This is a genomic window from Prosthecobacter vanneervenii (assembly GCF_014203095.1).
GTDB lineage: Bacteria > Verrucomicrobiota > Verrucomicrobiia > Verrucomicrobiales > Verrucomicrobiaceae > Prosthecobacter > Prosthecobacter vanneervenii.
In genome coordinates this window covers 156,008-179,757 of record NZ_JACHIG010000003.1, presented here as the reverse complement: position 1 = coordinate 179,757, position 23,750 = coordinate 156,008, and the positions used below count along the sequence as shown (strand labels likewise).

Below are 23,750 nucleotides of genomic sequence, written 5' to 3'. Positions count from 1 at the left end.
TTCGAGCCGGATGCATGCGCAAAGTTTAAACCCTTCTCTTACTTTTTGATCAATACCTCTTCACTATCCACCCAGCACGCAAGGTAGGGCCACTCCGCTCCTTTCATCCATAACGCCACCAGAAACGGACCGTCGAATGAGAACACTCTCGGCAGGAATGGTAGCGTTTCAACTTTTGGCGCTTCCAACGAAGCCACCCCGCCTCCACTAGATGAAAGAAAATCCGGCACGATTTTAAAAACAGCCTGTGTCATGGCCCCTTGCTCATCCAGACGGAAGCTCAGCAACTGCTGGGCCTCACGAATCTTCCAGTAGGTGATGCCGAGCCCGCCAAGCTGATGCAAATACTCTTTGCCAATCAGTTCTCCATAATCGCAGGAGAGGGTCGTTTTAAGTTTGGGCATCCAAAACCTGTCCACCGCACTGAGCTGGTTGTGGTATCGCCACCACTTGTCATTTTGTTTGATGGCCTGGTCGGCTGGCAGGGGGGATTTGAGGGCCTGACGCACACGTTGAATCCCGTCTTCAAGGCATGTCAGTCCGGGGATCTTGGCCAGTGTGAGAAAGCAGGGTGTGGATTTGGCCTCTACGAAAAAGGGTAGCCTGAGAATTACAGATCCCTTGAAATCATCGGCGATGATTTCAAGCGCATCACCCAGATTTGCCGCATGCGGTCCTTCACTTCCAAATCCTTGCACCGGTGTTCCTTGGCCGTTGGAAAAAGAGAAGACGCTCTTTTTCAGGGCAAACCCGACGGGGAAACGCGGCGAATGAGAGATGCAGCTCACAAAAATGGCGGAACCTAGACGAACCGTGTTCGCATCCACTCTCCCAGGCGGGAGGTACGGGCCGATCATCGCCGCCGCATTGGCTCCCACCTTCTTCCTGAGCGTCTCGCGGATTTCAGCCCGCCGGGCTTCGGAATCCTCACCGCCATAGACGACAGTGCCGTCCGGCAGTGTTTTTGCAGCGTCCCATTGGAAATTGTTAAGCACATCAGCAAGGTGCGTCGGCGGCTCAAGATCGATGACTTTCACCTTGTGGAATTCTCTCATTTTGTCCCACGCGGCCTGTCCGCAAGGACTCCACAGCAGGCTCAGGCCCTTTTGAATTTTCTCACCCGGATCCAATGTCGCAGTGACCTGGGTTTGCAAAAACGCCTCGGGTGTTTGACCATTAGTGCAAAGCTGTGACAAGACGGCTAGGAGCGTTGCGAGCAGGAGGGGCCTACTTGTGTGAGCTCGTGGTCGCAGCGTCATTCTTTGATCATGCGCTAAAAGAGGTGCTCTTTTCAAGCTTGAATCATGTACCTGTTGTTCAGTTGACTATAATCATCCGTTGCCTTCGTATTCACATCATCATGCGCCTGCTCGCCTTCCTTTGCCTTTTGTCCACCGCCGTCTTTGCCCAGACTGAAGCGGATTTCATGACAAACACCCGCCAGCTCACCTTTGAAGGCAAACGATCCGGCGAGGGCTACTTCTCCGCCGATGGCAAAAAGATGATCTTCCAGTCCGAGCGCGAGGAAGGGAACCCCTTCTACCAGATCTACCTCATGGATCTCGAAACCGGCGACCAGGAGCGCATCTCCCCTGGCATGGGTAAGACCACCTGCGCCTGGATTCACCCTGACGGCAAGCGTGTCCTCTTCGCCTCCACCCACACCGATCCCGACTCCAAAAAGCTCCAAGCCGCTGAGTATGAGGAGCGCAAGAACGCCAAAGTCCGCCGCTATTCCTGGGACTACGACGAGCACTATGACATCTGGGAATACACGCTGGCGGACAAGTCCCTTAAAAACCTCACCCACACCCGCGGCTACGATGCCGAGGGGGATTACTCACCGGACGGCAAAAAAATCGTCTTCGCCAGCAACCGCCAGGCCTACGAAACCCAGCTCAGCAAGGAGGACGAAGAGCGCCTCAAGATCGACAAACAGTATTTCATGGAGATCTACACCATGGATGCCGATGGCTCCAATGTGAAGCGTCTCACCACCGCCCCCGGTTACGACGGCGGCCCCTTTTTCAGCGCCGATGGCAAGCGCATCTGCTGGCGTCGCTTCACTCCGAAGGGCGATGTGGCCGAGGTCTGGACCATGAATGCCGACGGCAGTGATCAGAAAGCCATCACCAAGCTCGGCGCCATGAGCTGGGCCCCCTATTTCCATCCCAGCGGCGAATACCTCATCTTCACCACCAACCTCAACGGCTTCGCCAATTTCGAACTCTACATCGTCGATGCCGCAGGCAAGCACGCCCCCGTCCGCGTCACCACCACCGACGGCTTCGATGGCCTCCCTGTTTTCACGCCCGATGGCAAAAAACTCTCCTGGACCAGCGGCCGCGGGGCAGGGGGAGCCTCCCAGATTTACATCGCCGACTGGGACCACGACCACGCCCTCACCGCCTTGGGCCTCAAGACCGACCCTCAGGCAGTGGTCTCCAAATCTCCCGAGCCCGATTTCTCCGCCACGGCCGCTGAAATCCGTCCCGAGGACATGAAGCAGCAGGTCACCTACCTCGCCTGCGATGCCCTTGGCGGCCGACTCACAGGCACTGAAGGCGAAAAGCTCGCCACCCAGTATGTGGCCGATGTCTTCCAGAAAATCGGCCTCGCCCCCATGGGCGATGACGACACCTACTACGACAACTTCGACTTCACCGCCGGCGTCGCCCTTGGCGAAGGCAATGCCTTAAAGCTCAACAGTGAGGATTTGAAGGTTGATGTGGACTGGAAACCTCTCTCCTTCTCCCAAAACGGCGAGGTCAAAGCCGCCGGTATCGTCTTCGCCGGTTACGGCATCGAGACTCCCGACGACGCCACCGGCAGCGATGGCAAGAAGCTCGAAACCTACAGCAGCTACGCCCACCTTGACGTAAAAGACAAATGGGTCCTCGTCTTCCGCTACCTGCCCGAAGGCATCAGCCAGGAGCGCCGCAACGAGCTCAGCCGCTACGGCAGCCTGCGCTACAAAGCCCTCACCGCACGGCAGAAAGGCGCTCGCGGCCTCATCGTCGTCAGCGGCCCAAACTCCAAAGTCGTGCAGCAGCTCGCGCCTCTCACCTTTGACGCCTCCCTCGCCACCAGCGGCATCGCCGCCATCAGCATCACCGATGCCGTCGGCGACAAGCTGCTCTCTGGCGCAGGCAAGACACTGAAGGAACTGCAGGACAAGCTCGACACGGGCGACCTCCTCGGCGGCATCAACTGCAAGGGCGCTCTGGCCGCCAATATCGTCATCCAGCAGGAAAAGAAAAAAGGCCGCAATGTGCTCGGCGTCCTGCCTTATGGAGACAAGCCAGATCCCCACGTCGCGCCGCTCATCGTCTGCGCGCATGTGGACCACCTCGGCAGCGGCGGCGGTTCCAACTCCCGCGCCAAGGGCGATGAGGTGAACAAGATCCACCACGGTGCCGACGACAATGCCTCCGGCACCTCCGCCGTCATGGAAATCGCCCAGTGGCTCGCCGACCTAAAGAAACAGGGCAAGCTCAAGCTGAAGCGCGACATCATCTTCGCCGCCTGGAGCGGCGAGGAGCTCGGCCTCCTCGGTAGCAATCACTTTGTCGAGGTCTATGCCAAGATGATCAAGGGAGACCCCAATGCCAAGCTCACCGGCATGTTTGCCGCCTGCCTGAACATGGACATGATCGGTCGCTTCCAGAAGTCCGTGGTCATGCAGGGCCTCGGCAGCAGCTCCCTGTGGGCCAAGGAGATCGAAAAGCGCAACGCCCCCATCGGCTTGCCCATCACCACTCAGAACGACGCCCACCTCCCCACCGACAGCACCTCCTTCTACCTGCGTGGAATCCCCACGCTCAATGCCTTCACCGGCTCCCACGAAGACTACCACATGCCCAGCGACACCGCGGACAAGATCGACTACGGCCACGCCGCCCAGATCGCCAAGCTCATGGGCCTTATCGCCCGGGGCATCGCCACGGCGGATGCAGCCCCTGATTACATCGCCATGGAGGCCCCAAAGAACCAGGGCGTTCGCACCGGCCTCCGCGCCTACCTCGGCACCATCCCGGACTACGCGCAGGTAGACATCAAAGGAGTCAAGCTCAGCGGCGTCTCTCCCATCGGCCCCGCAGCCAAGGCTGGGGTCAAAGCCGGAGACATCATCATCAAGCTCGGTGGCAAAGACATCGCCAACATTTACGACTACACCTACGTCATGGGAGATCTCAAGATCGGCAAGGAAACCACCATCTCCGTCCAGCGCGAAGGCAAGGAAGTCGAAATGAAGATCACCCCTGGGTCGCGGGATTGATCCCTACCTGAACATGAACTCCTTCGTGTTCAGCAGCGCCCAGGCAATGTCCCTGTTCGTCGCTTCACTGCGCTGAATCGCCGCCTGTTCTCTTTCGGTCGGCTTTCTTCCCAGCAGTTCCAGAAACATCTTCTCCGCTTCGCCGGCCTTCGCCGTCGCTTGATCAATGAGCCTGTCATTCATCATGAATCGCACCAGTTCATGGGAGAGCGGCGTACGGCTTTCATCCGTGTACTCACGGATGCCACGCCCCAGCATCCGCAGCGGGTGCCCTGGGGCTGGCACTTGCGGCACCCCGCGATCATCTTCAGCCGTCAATGTTTTCCAGATCACTTCGGAAGGCAGACGTCGAATCTGCGGCGCCGGTGCCAGATAGCATTCTCTCCAGTTCCAGTTGAAGTCGATGCCGGAACGCTTGTACGCCTCCGTGCGTGCCAGTATGCGCTGAAATTCTGCCAGTCGTCCACTGCACCTGAGGAACTCCTCCGTGAGCAGCTTGGTCGCCTGGGTGAAATCGCTGGAGGAATTGAGCTGCATTCCCAGCCACGAGGCTGCTCCGCGCGGTGATCCATCAAAGCAGCTTCGGTGATAATGATAAGGCATGTTTTCTCCATGAAAGCCATGCCACGGCGGTGCATCATCCACTCCGCCGACTGTTACGTCCACCTCCTGTCCGGGCATGCCAAACAGCCCGCTCCACACCCGCAGAGACGCCACCATCGCGTAGCGCTCGCTCGGCTCCTCCTCCGTCATCCATTTGACCACCTGCACCAGTTTGTCTTGATCACTTCGTAGGTCCCTCCACCACCCCAGTCGCAGCGTGCCGGGTGGGACCACATCTCCTGGCTTGCCATCAGGGTACAGGTAACGCAGCGGCAGCCTCATCTCCTTCTGCCCGGTGAAGCACGCTGCAAAGGCATAGAACTCGTGCTGCGTCGTCCCGGTGAACGGATGGTCATGGCACATCGCGCAGTACAGGTCCACACCTAGCACCGTATACGCTGCCTCCGCGCATGTGCGCCTCGGGTTGCTCCCCCCACTTTCAGCCACATGCCAGCCGCCGATCATGTGTGCCACAATCTCCGCATACGGTCGGTCTTCCACTGCTGCCTGTCTCAGCCACGCGATGGTTTTGTATTCATGGTCCTTTACCCGAAACGCCTCCGCCAGCATTCGAAAACGTACCTCCGCTGCGCCCGGTTCACGCGTTAGCGCATCCGTCAGCCTCGCGTGTTTGTCCGTCGATCTGTCAGCCATAAAGGCTCGCACCTCTTCCACTCGCGGCAGCCTTCCTGCCAGATCAATGCACGCCCGTCTCAGAAACGACGCGTCATCCGCCATCTCCGGCAGCATCGGCGTGGCGGATGAATAAGAACTCTTCAACCGCTTTTCAAACATGAGCATGTAATCATGCATCAGTGCCGCATCCAACTGGTCGGCCGCGTGCTGGATCCTGTCTTGTTTGCCTGGAAACGAATCAGCCTGGCTGCCTGCTTTCTCAGGCACGCAGGAAACCAGCAGGGTGCAGATGGCAAGGCAGCTTTTCATGCTGGCTGCAACGGCTGGTCCCCCAAGTTCTTAGAACCTGCCTTTCGTGCAGGCTTGCGCAGACCACGGGGCGCGCTAAGAAACAACCCCCATGAAAATCCTCGTCACAGGCAAAGGCGGACGCGAACACGCCCTCATCACCGCGCTCAGCGAATCCCCGCAGAAGCACGAACTCTTTGCGCACCCTGGCAGCGACGCCATCGCCACTCTCGCCACCCGCGTGGAAGCCGCCAGCCTGCCCGAGCTGATCACCTGGATGAAGAACAACAGCATCGACCTCTGCATGGCTGGTGAAGAGGCTCTTCTCGTCAAAGACAGTGGTCTTTCCAATCTCTGCGCCGAGGCCGGCATCCCCTGCTGGGGCCCCCGCAAGGAAATCGCCCAGCTCGAAGCCTCCAAGACCTACGCCAAAAAATTCCTCAAGCGCCACGGCATCCCCACCGCCGACTTCACCATCTGCACCAATGTCGCCGAGGCCAAGGCAGCGCTGACTGAGTTGCCCATAGTGCTCAAGTTCGATGGCCTCGCCGCCGGCAAAGGCGTTGCGGTTTGCACCGCCAAAGACGAGGCCGAAGCCTTCGTCGATGATGTCATGGAAAAGCGCTGCTTCGGCCCCGGCGATCTCCTCGTCGAGAAATGCCTCACCGGCCCCGAGATCTCCGTCTTCGCCTCCGTTTGCGACGACAAATATCAGATCCTCATGCCCGCGCGCGACTACAAGCGCATTCGCGATAACGATCAGGGCCCCAACACTGGCGGCATGGGCGCCGTCGCCTCTTTGGAACTCGCAGCCCCCGACCTCATGCAGCGCATTGAGCGCGAGATCGTCCAGCCCACCGTGCAGGGCATCCTGAAAGACGGCCTCACCTACCGCGGCTTCCTCTACTTCGGCCTCATGCTCACCCCCACCGGCCCTCAGGTCATCGAGTACAATTGCCGCTTTGGTGACCCCGAAGCCGAGGCAGTCCTCCCCATGGTGCGCGGAGACTTCGCCACCTACGCCTTCGAAGCCGCCAAAGGAAACCTGCAGCCCGATCTCATTAGCTTCGAACCCGGCTGGAGCATCTGCCTCATCAGCGCCAGCGCCGGTTACCCCGCCTCATCCCATAGTGGCGATGTCATCTCAGGCTTGGAATCCGTCAGTGGCGCTCGTGTGTATCACTGCGGCACCAAAAAGAATGCCATGGGGCAGTTCGAAACCAACGGCGGTCGTGTTCTCGCGATCGTCGCACAGGGAGCGACTCGCGTCGAAGCCCGGGAGAAAGCCTATGCTCAGAGCGCCAAGGTCACTTTTGATGGCTTGCAACGGCGCTCCGATATTGGGAAAATGCACTTTGAATGAATTCAGGAAAATCTGCCCGTTCTTTGGTCTGCTGGCTGACCCTGTGTTTGCTGGCCACCCAAGGGCGGGCGGACTTTCCACCACTCGCGCTCAAAGCAGTCAGCCAGCAGCAGATCGTTTCGCCCACTGACATCGCCAATGCAGGTGATGGATCTGGGCGGTTGTTTGTCTGTGACCAGTCAGGCATTGTTTACATCATTCGCGATGGCATGCTGCTGCCGCAGCCTTTCTTGGATGCTCGCTCCAAGCTCGTGCCACGAGCCCCCACCACTTACCTCTTCCCGTTGAGCTCCAGCTACGAGGAGCGTGGACTGCTCAGCATCGCTTTTCATCCGAACTACAATCAGCGGGACGGCCTCGGTCAGCCAAAACCGGGCTTCGGCAAATTCTACATCTTTTACAGCGCCCCCTCCCCCAATGTGGCCAGCGGCAGCAGCCCGGTGAACTGCCGCAGCACGATCTCCGAATTCAGCGTCTCCACGACAGATCCCAATACGGCAGACATCAACTCCGAGCGCGTAGTGCTGTCCTATGACAAGCCGCAGGCAAATCACAACGGCGGTCAGCTGCGTTTTGGTCCGGATGGTCTTCTCTACATCAGTGCCGGCGATGGCGGTGGCCAGCATGACAATCAAGATGGTCACGCCGGAGGCAGCGGCACGAGTTCTCCCGGGCCTTCAGGTGGCCTGGGCAATGCGCAAGACAAGACGCGCCTGCTGGGCAAAATTTTGCGCATCGATCCCCTCGGCAGCAGTGGCCCCGGCGGACAGTACGGCATTCCTGCGACCAACCCCTTCGTAGGCGCAGGCGGCGGTGTGCGAGAGGAGATCTACGCCTTCGGCCTGCGCAATCCCTGGCGCTTTTCCTTTGATGACGGCCCTGGCGGTAACGGCACCATGTTCGAGGCCGATGTAGGGCAGGACAAAGTGGAGGAGGTGAACATCATCACCTCTGGCGGCAACTATGGCTGGCGCGTTATGGAGGGAACCCTGACTCACGACGGCACGGCGCCAAACAGCGGCCTGCCTTTGATCTCCCCCATCGCACAGTATGCCCACATAGGCGTCACCACAGGCACTCCGGCATTGCCCCAGATCGGTGCCTCGATCATCGGCGGTTTTGTATACCGTGGCTCGGCTATCCCTGCGCTGCAGGGCAGGTACGTGTTTGGCGACTACAGTCAGTCGATCGCCTCGGCCAATGGTACCCTGCTTGGTATTGAAGAAACATCGCCAGGCTCAGGCACTTGGAATTTCAGCAAACTCGTCATTGCTGGCGGCAACCCGCTCACGACTCGTGTTTATGCATTCGGACGCGATGAGGCAGGAGAAATCTATGTAGCCACCAAGGTCTCTCGCGGTCCCTTTGAGCTCGATGCCAATGGCAAGCCGACCGGAGCCATATACAAAATCGTTCAGGCCCAGGTTTCCACCGCAACGCTGACGCCGGCGCATGATAACTCGATCTACTCTGACTTTGTGAACAACAGCAATGCTCTGGGAGATCTCTATTCTGGCAACAACGCCAACTCGGCACCGCGTCGCGCACTGTTCTCATTTGATGTTACCTCCGGGCTGCCCGGTGGCGCTCAGGTCACCTCGGCTTCGCTGACGCTCAATCTGAAAAACGCAGCGAGTAATCTCAACCACCCCATGGCAACAATGGCGCTCTATTCACTCAAAGCAGGCTGGGGGGAGGGAACCTCCCTGGCTAGCGGTGGCGGTGGTTCTGGAACAGCAGCGACGACTGGGGATGCAACATGGATCGCAAGCCTCTACGATGCCACCAGCCCTATCCGCTGGGTCACACCTGGCGGTGTTTTCAGTTCCACCTCCTCCGCCACCAACACTGTCGGCACGGCTCTGGGATCTTATGTCTGGAGCTCGCAGCAGATGGGCGCAGATGTGCAAGGCTGGCTCACCACTCCAGCCAGCAACTTTGGCTGGATCTTGGTTGGGGACGAAAGCGCCAGCGCCACCGCTCGCGTCTTCACCAGTCGCGAAGGCAGTGCCTCTCTGCAGCCAAAGCTGGTCGTCAGCTATAATCCGGTGGCTCCTCCTCTGAGTCGGCGCGACTCCTGGCTCAGGCAGTACTATCCGACGCCCGGCACCTATGTGGACGACAATGCAGATCCGGACAATGATGGTGTGGCCAATCTGGTGGAATACGCCTTTGCCTTCTCCCCACTTAGTGCCAACAGCGCGAGTGCGGGGCTGCAGGCAGGAGTGAGCGCTGCCGCTGGAAATACCACGTTCACTCTGGTCTTCCGCCGCGACCCCCGTGCCACAGACCTTACCTATCAAATGCAGACCAGCGATGATTTGGTGACATGGAGCACCATCACACAAAGCTCGGCTGGGGGCGCTCCTTCCGGCACTGGCTTCGTCACTGAGACCGATGCCCCTGGAGAATCTCCTGTGAAAAACGTCACTGCTGCCGAAACCCTGAGCGTCAACCCACGACGCTTCGCCAGACTTCGGATCATCCGCGTGGCCCAATGACCTTGATTCTGCATTGATAGCAAGTGGGCACGCACTACCTTATTCTATTGCAATGATGCCGCCTGCCACATGAATGCCTTGATAACACGTTTTGCCATCCCGAGCCTGCTGATGCTCGTGCTGCATGCCGTGCCGGCGTTCTGCGCTACTTTTGTCACCACGGCGGTGTCAGACACCTCCATTTACCAAAATCATCCCGACTACAATCTGGGTGGCACCACACTTGTTTCAGGCACCAATCAGCAGTTTTCCAATTCACGGGCGCTTTTCAGTTTTGATCTCAGCGGCATTCCGGCAGATGCCATCGTCACCTCCGTGCAGGTGGCGCTTTACGTCACACGTCGTCCAGATCCTGATCAGCACGGTGGCCCGGTGAATTCTGACTTCAGCCTCTACCGCGTCCTGCAAAACTGGACTGAAGGCTCTGGTGGCGCTGTGACAGGCTCTCCGGCAGCCACTGGAGACACTACATGGGGAGAACTGCATTTCAATACGACGGGTGCCAATTGGGCCACACCAGGAGGGCAGATTGGTGCGGACTTTGCCAGTGCTCCCAGTGCTACAACCTCTGTTGGAGACGTCGGGCTTTATCTTTGGGGGTCATCTCCAGACTTGGTCAGTGATGTGCAGTCATGGCTGAATTCTCCGTCGTCCAATTATGGCTTTGCGCTCATCAGCGAGAGTGAAAACGTGGCTGGTACCGCCCGGCGTTTTGCCTCCAGTGAGCAGCCTGGAGGCAGTATTCCCGCCCCAACCTTGACGGTGACGTTTCAGTCTGCACCTGAGCCGGGTAAACTACTCTTCATCCTTATCGGGTGCGTGGCGGCATGCGCATGTCGTCGCAAAGATCGCGCGGTGTTTAACGGGTGAAAACATCGTCGCTCGTCCACATGCGCCGGTCGGAGCCTGCGGAGCGGATCTCCATGCTGGTGCGGGAGAGTTGATGAAAAAAGTAGGGTGTTCCCCAGCGGTCCACCAGTTCGCCGTTCCCATTCAGGGGCATGTCCGGAGGCAGAATCTTGGCCTGCTTGATGTTGTCACCTGAGAGTGCCTGCACAATCTCGGCATTGGAGCCGATCGGGTTGTCTCCCGCAATCGTACGGTAATCTCGCAGCACGCGCGTGATTCGTTGGACATCCGATGCCGCCTCGTTTTCGAGCCCGGTGTCTACCTGCTGGGGGGCGACTGCGGGCTGTGGCTGTGGATTGGTCACCACGGGCGCAGGCGTTATCGTTGCAGGCTTGCTATCAGGTCTCTTGCTGAAGTGCATCAGCAGCCAGCAGGCAGTGGCCACCAGCAGCAGCAATCCGGAGATCCAAAGCACTTTTGGGCGTCTCATCATGTGTGCAGGTTGCTCGTCCGGTTCCGACTCAGATGAAGCCAAGGTTGGAGGAGGAGAAGCGGCCTAGGTTGGGGAAAATGGTGTTGATGTTTGAGGAGTCCACCCCAAACCAGGATGCCAGCGTGGCGGAGTATTGATCCACAGAGGTGGTGGGAATCCAGCGCCCGATGCCAGTGTCATCCGGACCGTTCACCGCCAGGGTGGGAAACTTGCCATACGTGGCCCCACCTTTGACCGCCCCGCCAATGACAAGGTGGTGTCCGCCCCAGCCGTGATCGCTGCCCGATCCATTGGTGGGGAAGGTGCGGGCAAAGTCGCTCGCAGTAAAAGCAGTGACAGAATTCACCAGGCTCGATCCGGCGCCACGGAGAGTATCAATATCCTGAAGTGAGAGAATGAGCGCATTCAGAGTCTTGCTCAGCTCCGCCAGCAGGTTGGCCTGGCCACCGATGATGACGTTGGCGTTGTTCGTGGTGCTCTGGCCGGCATTGTTGGTTTGGTTGGTGTGCGTGTCATAGCCTCCCACCTGGATGAAGAAAACCTGCCGCTTCATGCCCAGACCTCCACTGGCCACGGACTTGCTCCCCAGTTCGATGAGGCGCACCACCATTTTCATCTGTGACATGAGGGAGGAGGTGAAGGTGGAACCGCCGTTCGGAGTGGTGATCGACGTTGGGAAACGGCTGAACCAGGTGGGGGTTCCCTGAGCCGTGAGCGCCGTGCTTAGAATGTTGGCCTCGGCGATGGCGTGGTCCAGCACGCCTGCATAAGCTTTGGTCTGCAGATCGGCGGAGAGCTTGTCAGCATTCAGGATGGACTGCATGGCACTCTGCCTGTTGCCACTGACGCTGCTCAGCTGCACTGCGCCGCTGGTGGTGATGGCATATTGCGGCGCATAATTCTGCGTTCCCACTTCAAAAATGTTGGAGCCGGCCACTGTCACTGCCATGGAAACCTGTCCCCCTGAGTTCACGTCCGGAGGAGAAGAGAACAAGTCCGCCAGTCTTCCGGCCCATCCGCTGACAGACGGCTGGTCAGGCAGCGAGGTCTGCCACTGAGTTTGCTGATCGCTGTGGGAGAAAAGTTGCGGCGGTTTGGGCACTGATTTGCCGGAGTATTGCGCTTTGGTCAGTGGAAAGCTCAGCGTGCCTAGATTGAACACGGGTGCCACGATGCCGTTGTTAAAGTGGGTGGCCAGTTCCGCCATGGCTGGATGGAATCCATAAGTGCGGCCGTCGCTGGCTGGATATCCGTTTGTGCCGTTTCGTGAGTTGAGCGCCAGCGCTGTCGCTCCGCTTCCATCCGTGTTGGGGATGGCCAGCGGTGCGCCACGTCCGGCGCTGTAGTTGGCCCAGTCGGCAGCCTGCGTCGGAATGATCAGGTTGTTCGAGTCATTCCCGCCATTCAGGAAGACGCAGATGAGCGCCTTGTAGTCGGAGAATGAACCGGCCGCCATGGCTGAACCCATGAGCTTGAGATCGCGGAGCGAATTTCCAAGAGCGCCGAGGCCAATGGCTGCCGGAATGTAGCGCTGCAGGAATCTGCGACGCGGAATGAATGGGGCGTGAAGTGGCTTGTTCATACGGAGTTACTTCTGGATCGCGTATTCGGCGGATGTGACGATGAGATGAATGATCGCGCGCACACGATCACGCATCTGCGTCGTGGTTGGGCTGCCTGTGGTGTAGGGGAAGTTGGTGGTGTTGGCCACATAGTTGATGATGGCCGTGCGTGCCGTTGAGTTCAGTGCTCCTCCGATCAGTCGTGTGGCCAGGGTGTCCACCAGCGTGGGAATGGCGGCGTCACTCGTCTGTCCCGCCGTCATATAGGGGCTGATATCCATCGGGATGGAGCCGCCGCCACTACGGAAGCTCTGGAAACCGTAGGTGTTGCCGCCGCTCAGGAATCCACCCGTTACCGTGTTGGTCAGATTCATTGTATTGGAGTCGTTCGTCAGTTGGAATTCCGGCACCGTCATGCCTGCGCTGGCCATGGCTCCCGGGTAATGATAGTCAGGATAGAAGAAGTTGAAGACAGTTGTGGAGGCCAGCGGGGTTTGCGTCAGGTCATTCTGACTGTAGCCCATGTTCCACGTGCCCAGCTGCACGGTGCAGTTTCCTGAGCGCGTCCACTGGGCGATGGACAACGGATAGACGGCCTGGCCCGAAGTGCTCTGAGAGCCATTCGTCACCGCCGGCGTTGTGGTCACAGTGAACTGGTTGGGACGTGGCACGCTGGCAACGGTGTACACCTGGCTTGGTGCGGCTGTGGGGCTGTTGGCCACCAGAATGTCGATCCACACAGAATCGCCGACATTGAGATTATGATTGCCGTTGGTCTGAAGACTGATGGTCGAGACGTTGCTGGCTGTGGTGATGTTGTAGCCGCCAGTAAACCGCGGGATGTAGGCCGTGCCACTGCTCGTCGCTGGCGGGCTCCCCGGCAGAGTGATGGTGAAATTGCTGGATGTCGCCGAGGTGATTGTGTAAACACCGTCGTAGCCCGCTCCTGCCAGGCTGCCGTTGAAAAATTTCACATATAGCTGATGTCCGGCAATATAGCCTGAGGCGGTGATGGTAACGGTGTTGGTTACCCCATTATAGTTCGGCGTGCTGATGCCGGTGGTGTTGACGGTGAAATTGTTCGGCAGGAAGGCGTTCCCGGAAGGATTGCCGCTGACACTGTTGGCCCCAATGTTGACTGTGAAACTGGTCGTTGTGGCGGTAACCACCGAATAAGTGCGCACAGTATTGTAGGGAGAAGTGGTGCCAAGAGTGCCTGAGGTGAACTGCATCGTTACTGTATCTCCCGCCTGGAAGCCTGGAGAGTTGATCGTGACCACCCCGCTGGAGCTCACAGTGCTGTAGCTCGGCGTTGTATTGGCCACTGTGTACCCGCCCACGCTGGGCAGATTCGTGGTGGATGCCCCGCCATCCACAAAGGTGTCGAGCAAAATGGTGTCTCCGTTGGTCAGCTTGTGTGCTGTAGGCGTGGTGATCAGGATCTGCTGGTAGCCGAGCTGGCGGTAGGTGGATCCGGCAAACCCAGTGGCCGGGAAAGTACGCGCAGGTCCGGTCAGGCGCAGCAGCGGCTCGCGCTGTTTGCCAAAGCCCACGTTAGCTGCCGCCGTGGTGCTCCGCGCTTCATAGTCCAGCAGGATGGCCCGGATGACTTCCTTCATGTCTCCACGCACACCAGTTGCCACGCCGTCCACGTTGCGCTCGCCATTGAACGCACGCACCACTCGATGAACGTATTCTGGTTTCGGATTGCTGGTGACGAGCCGCTGGATGAGCTGGCGGCAGATGTAAGGGCCAATCGCTGAGTTGTTGATGATGCTGTCCAGTGCCGACTCCAGGTCACGCAGGCCGTTCAGATCATAGGAATTGGTGATCGAGGTGGATACAAGGTTTCCGGCTCCTAGCACTGGGTCCGTGGACTGGATCGTGATCGGGTTGGGATTAGGATCGCGGGAGTAGTCGTTCACAAACGAGACGGTCACAGGCGGGATCACCACATTGTCGAGCAGGATCTTTTTACCCGGCTCATGATGCGAAGGCACGAGCACCATCGGATCAAGGTAGTTGCTGCTGGGGTAAAAGTTGGTCGGCAGCCTGCCTCCGCTCATGGCCTGTCCCCAGGTCCATCCTGTAAACACACGCGCCATGCCGGTGATCACGGACTGGTCATAGGTGGGCACCGCATTGCCGCTCGAGTCCAGGATGAGAGAGCCATCTGGCCACAGGCGGTACAGGCCGATGGAAAAGAGCTGCATGATTTCACGCGCATAGTTCTCATTGGGATGAATGCCTGTGGAGTCGTTTCCAATGTCGTTTTGGAGCATGTCCAGGTACAGCCCCATGGCCGGCGTCAGCGTCACTTGCTTTAAAATATCCCGGTAGTTGCCAAAGCAGGAGTCCACAAGGTTGTCATAGTAATCGGCCAGGATGCGTCCGTTGTTGTTCAGCGGCCCTACATCTGACACCACCAGAATCTCGCTGAGCGCAAAGGCGACTCGCTGACGCAGCTGATCTGATGCTGTGACCGAGTTTTTCCACCACGAGTTGAAAAACAGCGAGCTCGGGTAGGGATTCTGAGGGTCGTTGCTCAGATTAGCCAGGATGTAGGGCACATTGCGCGTGGCGGTCAGGCCAAACTGATTTTCAATCCAGTTCCGGTAGCCGTTGGCCTCCACATAAGTGATGTCACTCGGGCTGGGCCCAAAGGTGGCTTGGGTCAGAAAGCGCACGGCACCTGCGTCAGTGGCATGGTCATCAGTCCATGACGGGTAGCTGGGCAGCGCCGGTGCTGTCTGGGAGCCTGGCACAAGCCCGAAGGTGCCCGTGAGTTCGCCCCCAGTATTGTTCACGGTGGCAATGCTCACAAACACGGTGCCGTTGGCCAGCGCAGTGAGATCAGAGGCCTGCATGTTCCAGGTGTATCCGCCGTCCGAGGTGCGTTGCGTGGGATAGTTGCGGTCCTGGGCGTCGAAATCAAACAGCACTACGGGTGGGTTTCCTCCAGTCTGAGCTGCATAGATTTTGCGCGAGGTGCTTCCTGAGGTCAGACCAGCATAGTTCACATGCACCACCCCTGTGGAGCCGCTGACTCGGATAAATGCTCCACCACTGCCCGTGATGCCAGAGAGGCCGGCGGCCCCCTGCAGGTTGGTAATGTAGAGTGTGCCCGGTGTGGTGGTGGTCGGAGGATTATCCCATGGCGAAAGCACATAGCCTGGCATTACCCCGCCGGTGGTGGCTGCTGCTGGTCCGCTGCCATTGGCGATCGCTGCGGAGTTTCCTGTCGGGTCCAGATACCAGCCTACGGAGAGGTTGTTGGATGCGCCGCTGGCGCCGGTGTTGTGCAGCACCTCGATGTAATAGGGCTGCCCTGCAATCAGCGACAGCCAGCCGGATTTCTGACTCGTGGCTGTATTCCAAGTCCTGGTGGAGGTGCCGGTAGGCCCTGTCACATAGGCTCGGCGCACTTTGTTCACCGGCTCTTCATCATTGGAGATCCACAATTCGGCTACATTCGCGGCGGAGAGCCAGAAGTAGTAGTTACCGGTCACAGTCGGGGTGAAATATCCGCGCAGCCTTTCTCCTGTGTTCGCACCATAGCTCGTCGTGTTATCTTCGGCGCTCGTGATGGTGTTTGTCGTGGTTGCAGCAGTGCTCCATGGCACGTCATTCAGAGAGGCTCCGGCGACCCCGGTGGTCCAGAGCTCACGCGTAAACTGGCCGCCGCTGTCCTCCACCTGCACGGTGATCACCGCGCTGGTGCTGCCAGCTCCGTTTGAGGCGGTGACCGTAAACTGATAAATGCCCGCTTGCGTTGGGGTGCCGCTAAGCACGCCATTGCTAAGAGTCAGCCAAGACGGCAGGCCGCTTGCGGTAAAGCTTCCTGCGCCGTTGCTCGCGGTGAGTGTCAGGTTGAAGGGGGAACCGGAGTTAAGCATCGTCACCAGATTGGTCGGGCTGGTGATCGCTGGCGGCCCGGCTGGCGGATCACCAGCGCGCGGTGTCTGTCCGGTCATCGTTGGGAAAAGGCGGGCGGTAGGAATGGCCTGCTTGGACTGGCTCGGGCTGTACCATGAGAGCGTTGCCCCGGCTGCGCTTGTGAACTCGCATGTCTCCAGCTTGATGTCATAAAGAACTCCTGCTTGAAGGGGGATGGTAACGTAACGGTCTGCCCCTGTGTAAACGGACCAGTCAACCGGCAGGTTGCTGCTGTCGATGGAGCAACTTCCTGTGCCCGAGGCTGGCAGGCTCGTGCCGGTCAAAGCCACGGTAAAGTTGGTGCCCGCTGTTACCGCAGTTACCGTGTAAGGCAGGGAGATGTTGTAGCTCGTGCTAAGATTACCGCTTGTGAATTTCAGCGGAATGACATCCCCCACGTTGATGGCGGCGCTGGTGTACGGCAGCACAATAGTGCCGTTGGTCGATGAATTCTGCGTATAGGTATAAGTGACACTTGGGCTGTCGTTTGTCAGGCGCCTGAGCGTCATTGGTTGGCCGCTGATCCACAGCTTGGCCGTGTCATCAGCATTCACCACGATTGTGTAGGTCTCGCTGTACTGTGGTAGTATCTGGCCTGTCCAGCGGCAGCAGAAGTAGTTGTGGAAAATAAGCGGATCAGGAGAGCCCGCTCCCCAGTCGCCGTTGTTGCCGTTTGTAATGGCGCTGTCCGTCTGTGTTCCAGCCGCAGGCGCGGTGAAAGTGGTGTTGGCATAGTAGCTGGCAGCCCAGCCCGCCGTGCTGGCGGTGTTGTTGGTATAAATGTTGGTGCTTGGAATGTTGGCAAAGGTCCCACCATTGATCTGCCACTGAAATTTACACTTCGCATTGCCGGTGGTTTCCACAAACTCCACCCGGATATGGTAGCGGTTTGCGGGCGCTGCGGGTATGGACAGGGAGAACGATCCGCTTTGTTTGAAGGTTCCTGTTGCCGCAGTGTCCCAGCCATTTTCCAGGATCTGAGTCAGTCCGCTGCCAGTGTCCAGAAGCACACGCGCTTTGTCATCTGCATCCAGCTGAAACACATACGTTCCGGCGGTCGAAGGTGCCAGGTAGCCGTCCCACGCCACGGAGTAATTATCCTGCGCTACCAGGTTGGTGCCGTTTGGCGAGCCGTAGAGCCAGCTGAACGCAACTGTCGGATCCAGCCGTGTCACCACTGGAGGGTTCAGCACGCATGCGGTGCTGCTGCCTTGGGAATTTGGGACCGCCGCTCCGGTAATAGACACTGTGATCGTCTGCCCGGATGTGGCCGTGATAGTCTTGATGCCGTCATAGGTTCCTCCGCTGAGGGCACCAGCGGTGAAGGTCAGGTTGACGCGGTTGTTGGGTGAGGTTGTCGAAAATCCAGTCGTGCCGGTATAGGTGATGACAGCCGTTCCGGTCGTGCTTGTCAGCTTGGTGAAGGTGTAGCTCGCCGTGTTGCCGCCAAAATTCACATTGCTGCTGTAAGTGGAGCTGGCTCCGACGAAATAGTTTCCAGTAAGCCCCGTGCCGGTGGGATTGCCGGAAGGATTGATGGTCACCCCGGCGCTGATGGAGAGCGAGCTGAGGGTGTAATTTCCCGAAGCTCCGGCAGACCCTGGGGGGCCTGCGGTCAGTGTCATCGCGCAGCTAGTCAGGCGGTTGGCGTTGTACACTGGCGTGATTTTGATGTCCACGGAGTTGACTCCGGCTGGGAAAGTCACGGTAGAGGGAACTGTGGCATAATCCACCCCTTCAACGGCTGAGCCCGATTTGCTAAGGGGCACCGTGATCGGCGCCAGAAGATTGTAGCCTGAGCGGGTAATGGTGATGATGCCTACGTCTCCTGCCGGTGTGGTCGCATCTGAGGGCTGCGTGGTGGACGAGTCGGTGGCTTTAAGGCTGACCACATTTTGCGTCAGCAGGCTTGTGGCCAGCGTCGTGTGGTCATAGCTGGATTGAGATCCGATAGGCGCACCAGCCGAGTAGCCCAGCAGATTTTTGGCCCAGTCACCCACCTGATCCCCTGAAGAGTCGACATCCTGCACCAGCACGCGGTAGAAGGTGCTCGTCCCGGAGGCTGGAGCAGTCAGCGTCTGCGTTGCGCCATTGCCAATCACCTGCACATTCGGCGTGATCGCAGACCAGTTGGTGCTCGCCAGCGTGTTTGAAGACTGCAGCACGTAGAGCTTTCCCGTTTGAGTAGGGATCGTCATGCTGACCGTTGTCGGGTTTGGCATCGTCATCGAGCTGATCTTGAGAATGGATCCTGCTTGAAAGGGATTGGTGCCCGCAGTGATTTCGGCGCTGTTGCTCATGCCGTCGCCGTCATCGTCTTTTGCCAGCCAGGCGGAATCATTGATCTGCGCGTCAGTGACTCCATACAGAGATTTCCAGACGGCCTTGGTAATGTTCATGTCCGGGGCTCCCCAGGACAGCTTTCGGGTTCCGTGGAAAAGGCCTGCGATCAAGATTAGGGCAAGCCATTGACCACGACGAATGTGACGAGGAGCAAGGAACGACATGGTTGTAAAAAGGTATGGTTCTCAGTGGCCATGGCACGTAGTCCCGACGGACTGCGGAGGTTGGTGCTACAGCTTGGTGAAGCCTTCTTCTAAAAATGAGATCAAAAATGCCGTCGAAAGTCGAGACTATATTTTGCGGCAACTTTTCATCACCTGAGACAGCTCTGGAAGTTATCGGATTCGATAAGTATTTTTGTTATCGTAAGCTATTTCTGTGCTGAGGGACTCTCCGGAATGTACCCGGCATTTTTGGGACGGACGAGTCCGTTTGTGTCTGTATGGCTTGCGGGATGAGGCCGCCTGCTCGATTAAAAGAATAGGTCAATCGCCGACCTATCTCGTGAACAGTGAAGTGGTTATCTCAAGTCGGCGCCAGCACTGCGGCGCACCTCAGGCCTTGTTCACATCTTGGCCAGTCTCGCATCACTTTCCAGGTGTCCCGCCCAGCCAAAGTGGCAGCGAAACTCAAAACAGTCTTTCATCTGCTCAAACGGTCCTGACCACTCAGCTTTGTTGGAGGTCACCACGATGTCTGAAGGGGCAAACCCCGTGATCGGTAGGCGCTCGATGACAAAGGCGTCGTTCAGCAGTCGCGTCTTCTTCCAGTTAAAGCCCATGAGCTGGGCGCTGACGCAATCCACCGCTACGGGATGTGTTCCCGCCAGGATCACCCCGCTCGGCACGGGATCGCATGACATGGGACCGTCGCCGTCGCCGCCGATGATGCCGTCCACAATGGTCAGATAGCGCAGAGGTTTGTCTCTTTTGACTCCTCGTCCATCAAAATAGAAAAAGCATTTGTGCAGATCCAGGATCATCCGCCACGCCGTGTTGTTGCCATGCCAGTTGCCGGACCGCACGACATGCTTGGTGTCGCCAAACACCAGACGGCCCAGCTTCTTGAGTGGCACAAATAGCTTGGAAAGGAAATGTCTGCCAAACAGGACTTTCTTCGCGTTGCGCATCAGGGTTCCCTCCAATGCACGCTTCGTGCTGGATTCGGCAAATTGGTCCCCACCTTCTGCAGGAGTGCCTTCCGTGTGGCGCGGCAGCCAGTTGGTTCTCGGTGTGGTGCCCACCAGGTTTTTCAGTGCCACCGTCAGCCCCACTTTCTTGTGGGTCTTGAGCTTCGGCACATTGATCAGCACATCCGCATTCATCGGAGTTCGGCAGATGCGGTACTCGTGATTTGGGTCGGTGTGCTGCCGGTTCGTTGTGGCAAAATCATACGAGGCGCCATACAGCCTCCCCAGGCCCGGATGGCCTACAAACTCGCTGTCCTCATCCAGATGAATGTCCACCGCACCGCAGGGATCGCTGGGCAGTTCTCTTTTGGCGATCGTGACGCCATCATCAATCGTCCATTCCTCGCAGCGCATGTCAAAGAGCAGAAATGCCACTCCGGGAAACTCCACTGTGAGATCGGTGATCAAGGCGTCCAGCTTATGCAGTCGTCGTATGGCATCAAAGGAGGAGTCACTCTGCGGTGCATCACACAGCGTTACTGAGCCGCGCCCTTGCAGTTTGCGCGCAGCCCAGCGGGCCACTTCTCGAACGACTGCTGGATGGGTGATGATGGTGAGCCAGCCGCCTTCATCCTCCGGTTTGCTGGCGTTGTGTTCCTTGACCCAGTTTGGCTTGATGACCACCCTGTCCCCGGGAGTGATAAAGTCTGCGGAAAGCTCCAGCGCAGCGATGGCGGCCTCAATCTGCCGGCGGAGTGCATCGGTATCGTCGTAGCAGGCTTTGCCGCTAAAAACGGAAACCTTCGGAGCACCAAACGCTGAGGGGGAGAGTGTGTTCACTGGAATGGGTTATTTAAGTGCGGCAGGTTCTTTTTGCAACGCCGCCTGCGCCGTTGCAGCATCGGGTATGAAGCTCTCTTCGCCTGTCACGCGTTTGATCCTGCTGCTCGTCCTTGCAGTCATGATCGCACGAGTGATCTGGCCTCGTCTAAAACAGGCAGGCGCTTCGTGTCCCCTCGATCCTGCATTTGTAAGACTCACTCCTCTGGAGGTTTCGGTTCTTCCTCTTGCGACTCGATTTGACCTGCCCATGGGGTCTGCTCATGGCGCGCTCACCTACAATGCACAGCCGTTTCGTATCCAGCGTCATCTCGGAGATGACCTGAACGGCATCGGTGGAGAAAATTCAGATTTGGGCGACGCCGTTTATGCGGCCGGTGCCGGCAGGGTGGTGTATGCGGGCTGCCCGGGGCCGGGATGGGGAAAAATGATCATCGTTGCACATCGTTTGCCGGAAGGGGATGAGCTGGGGCCTTTAGTTCAGACAATTTATGCGCATCTGGACTCATTTCGCGTGTCTGTTGGCCGGGAAGTTTACCGAGGACAGCAGATCGGCACGGTGGGCGCAGCTGAGGGGGCTTACTTGGCGCATCTGCATTTTGAGGTTCGTCGTGGTCCCTATGTGAACCCTGGCCAGGGATATGCAGATGCCCCTCTCAACCGCGTCTCTCCCGAAAAGTTCGTCCAATGGCATCAAGGTGTTACGGATGTATTAATAAACACACCTCCTGAAAAACCATAATATTCACGAAAAGATAATTTGAAGTCTGCAGCTTTGCCCCCGTCATTCTTTCAGTCACTCACAGTTCATGCGTTTCACCTTTGCAATCAGCCTCCTCGTTGCATTCCTGGCTTCTTTGCCAGGGCAGGCGCAGCCAGTGAAACTGACGACGTCTGAAATCAATTGCGAGTCTCTTTGCGGAGAGCTGTTCAATGCCATCCGTGCAGACCCGGACAAGCTCGTGATGCGCCTGGAGGAGGCTCTCGTGATCCACGAATCCTGCGCGGGAGAAATCGTCACGGCGGCCATCGATGCCGTGAATGCTGAACCTGGCAGGGTGCGTAAAATTGTCGAGACAGCCATGGAGCTGGCACCAGCCCGCTCGGCGGTCATCACGGCTGCTGTTAAGCACTATTCCGCCCCGGTGGTCGTATCTGCAGCCGAGGAGCCGGTCGAGGTGCGTCGGGCCGTTGTGCCTGACGTGGAGCCTCCCAAGCCCAGGTCTGGGGAGGTGGTCAAACGTGCGGAACTGCCCCTGCAGACCCGCAGCATCCCGATTGTTGAAGTCCGTCGCGCCGAACCCGCCGCCCCTGTGGCCAGCAGGGTTTTGGTCATGGAGCCTGAGCTGCCTAATGTGCCCAAAGCTCAGGCGGCAAAGTGACTCATCTGATTCAGTCGGCTCCTGCCTTCTGCATCACTTCGCTGGGATCTCATTCAGCGTGTAATAACCTACCTGGTGCAGCAGCGGTAGTTTCTCGGCGCTTCGCACGCCATCGAGATGCAGCTCATGGATGTGCCCTTTGGTCAGTGGTTCGACCGTCAGGCGCACGGATTTTCCGTCTGGTGCCACCTTTGCAGCGGTGATCTTGGGCAGGATTTCGTCGATCTCATCACCGCCATACTGCTCACGATACGCATAGGTGAACTCACGCATGCGGTAGCTCTTCACGTCACCGGCAGTGGCTGCATCCACGGGATGCGTAAACGTGACCTCAAAGCCATCCGGCTTTGCATGCATTTCATGTATTTCAAAAGGCGTCTTGCCGGTCCACTCACATTTCTCAAAGCAGAAGGGCTTTCCTCCGCGCGCTCCCCAGCCGCGGTCGCTGCCGCCCACAAAGACACGTCCCTCCTCGTCCATTCTCCCGCCGATCAGGCCGCTGGTAAAACCGCTGCGGAAGGGGATCACCACGCCTTGTTTGATGCCGTTGATGGTTTCAAGATACACACGGCTGAGGTTGCTGTGGCTCTGGTCGGCTATGAAAAGCTGCTTGCTGAAAGGGCCAAATTTGCCTGCGCTCAGATCACAGATGATGGCACTGGCGGAGTTGCCTATTTTGCCATGCACCAGGTAAACAGCGGGCGGCAGCAGTTGCTTGATGCGCGTGCGCTCTATCACCATGCGGTCAGGGTCTCCGCCTTGGCGGTCTTCCTTGCGGCTGCGCTCTCCTTGAAAAGCTTCAGGGATCGGATCGATCGGGCGCGGCCCCATGTTGGGAGCCAGATCATACCAGAGGTTGCCGCCGGGGTGGCCTTGGAAAGAGCCGGGCACCAGATGCTGTAGCGTGCATGAGCCATGCCACGGCCCCTGATTGTCGCAGTAGTACACCTCGCCATCCGCATCAAATCCGATGCCGCCCGGGCTGCGAATGCCGGAGCACGTGGGCACCATCGTGCCGTCAGGCTTGATCCGCAGCGCCCATCCGCGAAATGGCACCGCGCTGCTGAAGGATCCCGTCAGGCACAGCGTCACCCAAAGATCGCCTGCTTTGTCAAAACGGCTGCCAATCGCATACTCGTGGTAGTCGCCGGACACCCCCCAGCTGTCATTCACATTTTCAAACACATCAGCTCGGCCGTCGTGATCGGTGTCCTTCAGGCGTGTGATCTCATAGCGCGTGGTTGCATAAAGGTTTTTGTCCTTGGGATTGTACGCGATTCCCAGCACCTCATGCAGCCCGGAGGCATAGAGCTGGTAGCTCACCTGAGAGGGATCACTGCTGCCAGCCCCGCTTACGATCCAGATTTCACCACGGCGGGTCCCCATCGCCAGCTTGCCGTCTGGCATGAGATCGATCGAACCCACCTCCATGGCCGTTTCCTTCGGCGTGGTAAAGGTGGTGATTTTGTAATAGTCGGCCTCGACCGGGTCAGCGGCCAGCAGGGGGGAGCAGAGCAGGGAAAGAATGAAAAGACGTTTCATGGCA

Annotated in this window: 13 protein-coding genes; 6 read left to right on the top strand and 7 right to left on the bottom strand. The window is 58.2% G+C overall.

Annotation, left to right across the window (positions count from 1 at the left end; all coding sequences use genetic code 11):
* Positions 1 to 38 precede the first annotated feature (38 nt).
* Positions 39 to 1,196 carry a hypothetical protein gene (locus HNQ65_RS08685; RefSeq protein WP_184339130.1) on the bottom strand — a complete coding sequence of 386 codons (1,158 nt, stop codon included), beginning with the start codon at positions 1,194 to 1,196 and terminating at the stop codon, positions 39 to 41.
* Positions 1,197 to 1,360: 164 nt separating this feature from the next.
* On the opposite strand from HNQ65_RS08685, the gene HNQ65_RS08680 reads away from it, so the two are divergent.
* Positions 1,361 to 4,279: a M28 family peptidase gene (locus tag HNQ65_RS08680; RefSeq protein ID WP_184339129.1), complete on the top strand. Its 2,919-nt coding sequence runs from the start codon at positions 1,361 to 1,363 to the stop codon at positions 4,277 to 4,279.
* Between the two features lie 3 nt (positions 4,280 to 4,282).
* Here HNQ65_RS08680 and HNQ65_RS08675 read toward each other — a convergent pair whose 3' ends face one another.
* On the bottom strand, positions 4,283 to 5,827 hold the full coding sequence (locus HNQ65_RS08675) for a DUF1549 domain-containing protein (RefSeq protein ID WP_184339128.1): 1,545 nt from the start codon (positions 5,825 to 5,827) through the stop codon (positions 4,283 to 4,285).
* A 91-nt stretch (positions 5,828 to 5,918) separates the two neighbouring features.
* On the opposite strand from HNQ65_RS08675, the gene purD reads away from it, so the two are divergent.
* The 3 genes from purD (at position 5,919) to HNQ65_RS08660 (ending at position 10,540) form a co-directional block, all read left to right on the top strand.
* Entirely contained in the window at positions 5,919 to 7,169 is a 1,251-nt protein-coding gene (purD, locus tag HNQ65_RS08670; RefSeq protein ID WP_184339127.1) for a phosphoribosylamine--glycine ligase, read from the top strand.
* Positions 7,166 to 9,670, top strand: a complete 2,505-nt coding sequence (locus HNQ65_RS08665) for a PQQ-dependent sugar dehydrogenase (protein WP_184339126.1) — start codon at positions 7,166 to 7,168, stop codon at positions 9,668 to 9,670. The genes purD and HNQ65_RS08665 overlap by 4 nt, the downstream gene beginning before the upstream one ends.
* Positions 9,671 to 9,739: 69 nt before the next feature.
* Positions 9,740 to 10,540, top strand: coding sequence for a DNRLRE domain-containing protein (locus tag HNQ65_RS08660; protein ID WP_184339125.1), 801 nt, complete (start codon positions 9,740 to 9,742; stop codon positions 10,538 to 10,540).
* Here HNQ65_RS08660 and HNQ65_RS08655 read toward each other — a convergent pair.
* The 4 genes from HNQ65_RS08655 to HNQ65_RS26645 form a co-directional block, all read right to left on the bottom strand.
* A complete protein-coding gene (locus HNQ65_RS08655) occupies positions 10,530 to 11,012 on the bottom strand; it encodes a type II secretion system protein GspG (RefSeq protein ID WP_184339124.1) in 483 nt (160 codons plus the stop codon). The two genes, HNQ65_RS08660 and HNQ65_RS08655, sit on opposite strands and share 11 nt — an antisense overlap.
* Before the next feature lie 28 nt (positions 11,013 to 11,040).
* Positions 11,041 to 12,594 (bottom strand): DUF1501 domain-containing protein, encoded by a 1,554-nt coding sequence (locus HNQ65_RS08650; RefSeq protein ID WP_184339123.1) that lies wholly within the window; start codon positions 12,592 to 12,594, stop codon positions 11,041 to 11,043.
* 6 nt (positions 12,595 to 12,600) lie between these two features.
* Positions 12,601 to 18,909 carry a DUF1800 family protein gene (locus HNQ65_RS08645; protein ID WP_184339122.1) on the bottom strand — a complete coding sequence of 2,103 codons (6,309 nt, stop codon included), beginning with the start codon at positions 18,907 to 18,909 and terminating at the stop codon, positions 12,601 to 12,603.
* A 509-nt stretch (positions 18,910 to 19,418) separates the two neighbouring features.
* Entirely contained in the window at positions 19,419 to 20,822 is a 1,404-nt protein-coding gene (locus HNQ65_RS26645; protein ID WP_184339121.1) for a DUF362 domain-containing protein, read from the bottom strand.
* A gap of 67 nt (positions 20,823 to 20,889) precedes the next feature.
* On the opposite strand from HNQ65_RS26645, the gene HNQ65_RS08635 reads away from it, so the two are divergent.
* Both HNQ65_RS08635 and HNQ65_RS08630 read left to right on the top strand, forming a co-directional pair.
* Entirely contained in the window at positions 20,890 to 21,564 is a 675-nt protein-coding gene (locus tag HNQ65_RS08635) for a M23 family metallopeptidase (protein ID WP_184339120.1), read from the top strand.
* 67 nt (positions 21,565 to 21,631) lie between these two features.
* Positions 21,632 to 22,204, top strand: a complete 573-nt coding sequence (locus tag HNQ65_RS08630; protein WP_184339119.1) for a hypothetical protein — start codon at positions 21,632 to 21,634, stop codon at positions 22,202 to 22,204.
* A 33-nt stretch (positions 22,205 to 22,237) separates the two neighbouring features.
* Here the strand turns inward: HNQ65_RS08630 and HNQ65_RS08625 are convergent, their stop codons facing one another.
* The gene (locus HNQ65_RS08625; protein ID WP_184339118.1) at positions 22,238 to 23,746 is read right to left on the bottom strand and encodes a hypothetical protein; all 1,509 of its coding nucleotides are present in this window, start codon (positions 23,744 to 23,746) and stop codon (positions 22,238 to 22,240) included.
* Positions 23,747 to 23,750 lie beyond the last annotated feature (4 nt).

What these genes read in the sequence shown, in the direction of transcription:
- HNQ65_RS08680 (WP_184339129.1), top strand. Translation starts at nt 1,361, where the DNA reads ATGCGCCTGCTCGCCTTCCTTTGCCTTTTGTCCACCGCCGTCTTTGCC.
- HNQ65_RS08675 (WP_184339128.1), bottom strand. Translation starts at nt 5,827, where the DNA reads ATGAAAAGCTGCCTTGCCATCTGCACCCTGCTGGTTTCCTGCGTGCCT.
- purD (WP_184339127.1), top strand. Translation starts at nt 5,919, where the DNA reads ATGAAAATCCTCGTCACAGGCAAAGGCGGACGCGAACACGCCCTCATC.
- HNQ65_RS08665 (WP_184339126.1), top strand. Translation starts at nt 7,166, where the DNA reads ATGAATTCAGGAAAATCTGCCCGTTCTTTGGTCTGCTGGCTGACCCTG.
- HNQ65_RS08660 (WP_184339125.1), top strand. Translation starts at nt 9,740, where the DNA reads ATGAATGCCTTGATAACACGTTTTGCCATCCCGAGCCTGCTGATGCTC.
- HNQ65_RS08655 (WP_184339124.1), bottom strand. Translation starts at nt 11,012, where the DNA reads ATGATGAGACGCCCAAAAGTGCTTTGGATCTCCGGATTGCTGCTGCTG.
- HNQ65_RS08650 (WP_184339123.1), bottom strand. Translation starts at nt 12,594, where the DNA reads ATGAACAAGCCACTTCACGCCCCATTCATTCCGCGTCGCAGATTCCTG.
- HNQ65_RS08645 (WP_184339122.1), bottom strand. Translation starts at nt 18,909, where the DNA reads ATGAACATTACCAAGGCCGTCTGGAAATCTCTGTATGGAGTCACTGAC.
- HNQ65_RS08635 (WP_184339120.1), top strand. Translation starts at nt 20,890, where the DNA reads ATGAAGCTCTCTTCGCCTGTCACGCGTTTGATCCTGCTGCTCGTCCTT.
- HNQ65_RS08630 (WP_184339119.1), top strand. Translation starts at nt 21,632, where the DNA reads ATGCGTTTCACCTTTGCAATCAGCCTCCTCGTTGCATTCCTGGCTTCT.
- HNQ65_RS08625 (WP_184339118.1), bottom strand. Translation starts at nt 23,746, where the DNA reads ATGAAACGTCTTTTCATTCTTTCCCTGCTCTGCTCCCCCCTGCTGGCC.